Source organism: Patescibacteria group bacterium (genome assembly GCA_041675205.1).
Taxonomy (GTDB): domain Bacteria; phylum Patescibacteriota; class Patescibacteriia; order GWA2-46-9; family GWA2-46-9; genus JBAYUF01.
The window spans coordinates 1-3,235 of record JBAYUF010000025.1; the positions used below are offsets into that span (position 1 = coordinate 1).

Consider the following 3,235-nt stretch of genomic DNA (forward strand, 5'->3'; position numbering starts at 1 on the left):
AGCGGCGCGCCCCTTACCGTAACGTTGGGCGTCATAGTCGCGCACCTCCGAGGTATTTTTACATAGCAATCTTCAACAGAGCACAGTAAGGAGCATCAAAGGTGTCTATCAGTAGCAATGCAAAAGAGATACTCACACAATTTACCCGCGAGGTATGGAGCGAAGGCAATATCGAAGCGTCGGACAAATATATCGCTTCAAAATACACGGTACTTCACGATCCTGGCGACCCATGGGAAAGTCGTGAACTTGACCTAGCAGGCTACAAGGAACGCGTCAAAACATTGCGTGCCGCGTTTCCCGATCAGTGCTTCGACATACAGGGACTCTTTGCCGACGGTGATGCAGTTGTGATGACTTGGCTCTGGTCAGCCACGCACAAAGGGGACATTCCCGGATTTCCCGCTACCGGCAAACAAATCAAAATGTCTGGCGCTACGGTTTACTATTTCGACGGTAGCCGACTCACTGGGCATTGGCAGATCACCGACCGTCTTGGGGTATATCAGCAGTTACGTCAGGCGACCACAGGTGCTTGACAAATGCCGCCCAACCAATTTTCGGTCGGGTTGCGGGGGGGCTGACTGGGTAGCGTTGGCTCAGTTGTGGTTTGTTGGGCGAGCTTGCCGTTTTGTATCATTTTCATTGCAAGGCAGGTTTTTTGGCAGTTGGTTGGCAAAACAGGGTGTTTTGTCGTTGGGTCAGGTGATATAGCCAAGCCCAACAAGTCGGTCAAAGGGACGCGCCGCCCGTTGGCGGTTTTGAAGTATAGTTTTTTTCAAGGTTCGGCGGCTTCGTTTCGCTTTCGTTAGCGGCGCGCCCCTTACCGTAACGTTAGGCTTATAAAAGCATGTCCACGGAATCCTTCGCTTTTACTGTGATGACCACTACATTGCTGGGAACACCTTTAGTTGCAGGTATAGCATCTTGGGGTATTCCCCGGCTTTTGCCTAGTTCACACCACTTGATGTACCGTGGTCTTGGCGGAGTTCTTGCTTGTGTGGTTTCAGCCGATATTTTCGGTTTTTCACTCTGGCGATATGAAGCAAATGCCCTTGCTTTATGTGTTGCTTACATTTGCTTTGCCGTACTTGCCGTGTCCGCCTTCAGGTTGCGTCCGCGCCTTGTGGGGCTGTCTCTCGGAATCCTGCTGTCATTGCCACTTGCTGCTGGTGCGCTACTCGGCAGCATTGGCGTACTCATTGTCGCTTTTATCCTTGGTGATTCGGTTCCCCTGTTCGTCGGTACGCAAACAGATGGCTCCAAGTGCTATGTCACCTCATTTGGGAATGCAACCACGGCCACAGGTGGCTATGATGTCGTTGTTAAGCACTCGTTACCTGTCTTTTCGTTTTTACAAGTATCAACTGCCCAAACAAGATTCGTTGACCCGGCATTTACTCCGGCTGGAGCTTGTAGCCAGTTTTCTAGCGTTAAAGGAAGCTAATGGGCTTTGGGGTTCAATTTTTTATCAGCTTGTCAGTGTTGTGCATTTTTCATGTTGCCTTCATTGTACTTCGTTGGTAAAGTCCAGTCATCGTAGGGTTTGGCGTCTGCCGCACATCGGGGCAAATCGGTTTGTTTTGCTGGGTGGGGGTTGGGCTTTGGCGGGTATTGCCAGGCCTAACAAGTCGGTCAAAGGGACGCACCGCCCGTTGGCAGTTTTGAAGTTTCGTTTTTATCAGGGTTCGGTGGCTTCGTTTCGCTTTCGTTAGCGGCGCGCCCCTTACCGTAACGTTAGGCCCCTTAAAATGCCCACTGCACCCCAAGTAGCACGTCGGCACCACTTTGTACCTCAGTTCTATCTGCGAGCGTGGTACGAACCCGGTCAGGACGGCTTCTGGCTGTACTCTCGAAACGCAAGAGGAGACATATCGCTGTGCCGCCGACCCGCAAAATCAGTGGCTTACGTTCGTGATCTCTACGCTTTGAGGCCAGTCGGCCTGCCGATTGGTCCGATCAAGCTCTCCGATGAGATAGAAACCGGCTTCTTCGCGCCCATAGATGATGCAGCCGCGCCGGTGCTGCTAAAGGCCGCGCACTTGCATATACGGGATCTAACCTACGACGAACGACGGATCGCTGCTGTCTTTTTCAACTCCCTACTTGAGCGCAGGCCAGAGCGAATCGAAGAACTTGTCCGTTCCGTGGTGACCCCCGAGCTAACTGAGCAATTTGCACGTCGGTTCAGTCCCGCCCGTGGACGCCAGCTACTGGAATCACTTGATGTGGATGCGTTTGCACGTAATGAGGTTCTGGCGGCACTGCCGGGATACATTGTCGACGAGCAACTTGTGGACTATCTGGCCAAGATGGTCTGGAGTACATTTGAATTCCCGGATGGGCCCGATCACTTTCTCACCAGTGACTGCCCGCTGGTCGTCAACGGTGGCACCTCCTCCCAGCGACCGATATACCTCTTGTCCATCGCGCTCTCCCCGAAGCGACTGCTGCTTGTCCACGCCAAGAACAACGAGTTTGATCAGGAGTTCTTGTCCAAGCTCGCTGCGACTCACAGCATTCAGGCAACCGTACAGGCCGAGAAGTTCGTAATCTCCTCAAGACAACTGACTGACAGTGCCGCGATAAAGTACAGCAGAATCGTGAACGAGAAGCTCAAACACGCTAAGAAGTAGCCGCTGTGGCACAAAAGGGGCCTAACCCCTCGGTCAACCGGACGCTAGGCTTTCTGAGGTGACGCTTGAAAGCGCGGTTTGCGGCGTGAAGTTAAGGCGTGACCGAACCCAGCTTGTACCATCAAAGCGGTCATGCGTTTGCCCCACGTGCGTCAACGCTGTGCGCTCATCCGGTAAGGCTCAGCGCACGCGGCGAAAGCCGCTGGCTGGGCGGCATCCGGGTGGCGGGCTTAGGTTGAGTGCTTGCGATTGCGGTGGTTGATTGGGCGTGTTTACGGGGGTCAGTAGCCTTAAGCGGAAATGCGGGTTTAGCCTCGCCATCGTTAGCAGTGGTGTTAGCTAGCCATCGAAGCAACCTCAACCTTTTGCGTCGGCGGCGGTTTAGCTTGGGTCGCCTTTCTTGGCCTAACAAGTCGGTTAAATGGGACGCGCCGCCCGTTGGCGGTTTTGAAGTTTTGGTTTTTATCAAGGTTCGGCGGCTTCGTTTGGCTTTCGCTAGCGGCGCGCCCCTTACCGTAACGTTAGGCTTTCTGAGGTGAAAGCTGTCCGCTTCGGTTTGTCTTCGTGAGATTCGGTGGTAACGGACGGTTTTTGGGTTG

The 3,235-nt window shown here is 53.5% G+C and carries 3 protein-coding genes; all 3 read left to right on the top strand.

Annotated elements, in window-relative coordinates; genetic code table 11:
- Positions 1-101 precede the first annotated feature (101 nt).
- The gene (locus WC052_05945; GenBank protein MFA7287177.1) at positions 102-539 is read left to right on the top strand and encodes an ester cyclase; all 438 of its coding nucleotides are present in this window, start codon (positions 102-104) and stop codon (positions 537-539) included.
- Positions 540-880: 341 nt separating this feature from the next.
- Complete coding sequence (locus WC052_05950; GenBank protein MFA7287178.1) at positions 881-1,447, top strand: hypothetical protein; 567 nt, start codon at positions 881-883, stop codon at positions 1,445-1,447.
- A 304-nt stretch (positions 1,448-1,751) separates the two neighbouring features.
- The gene (locus WC052_05955) at positions 1,752-2,636 is read left to right on the top strand and encodes a DUF4238 domain-containing protein (protein ID MFA7287179.1); all 885 of its coding nucleotides are present in this window, start codon (positions 1,752-1,754) and stop codon (positions 2,634-2,636) included.
- Positions 2,637-3,235: the final 599 nt, after the last annotated feature.

What these genes read in the sequence shown, in the direction of transcription:
- WC052_05955 (MFA7287179.1), top strand. Translation starts at nt 1,752, where the DNA reads ATGCCCACTGCACCCCAAGTAGCACGTCGGCACCACTTTGTACCTCAG.
- WC052_05950 (MFA7287178.1), top strand. Translation starts at nt 881, where the DNA reads ATGACCACTACATTGCTGGGAACACCTTTAGTTGCAGGTATAGCATCT.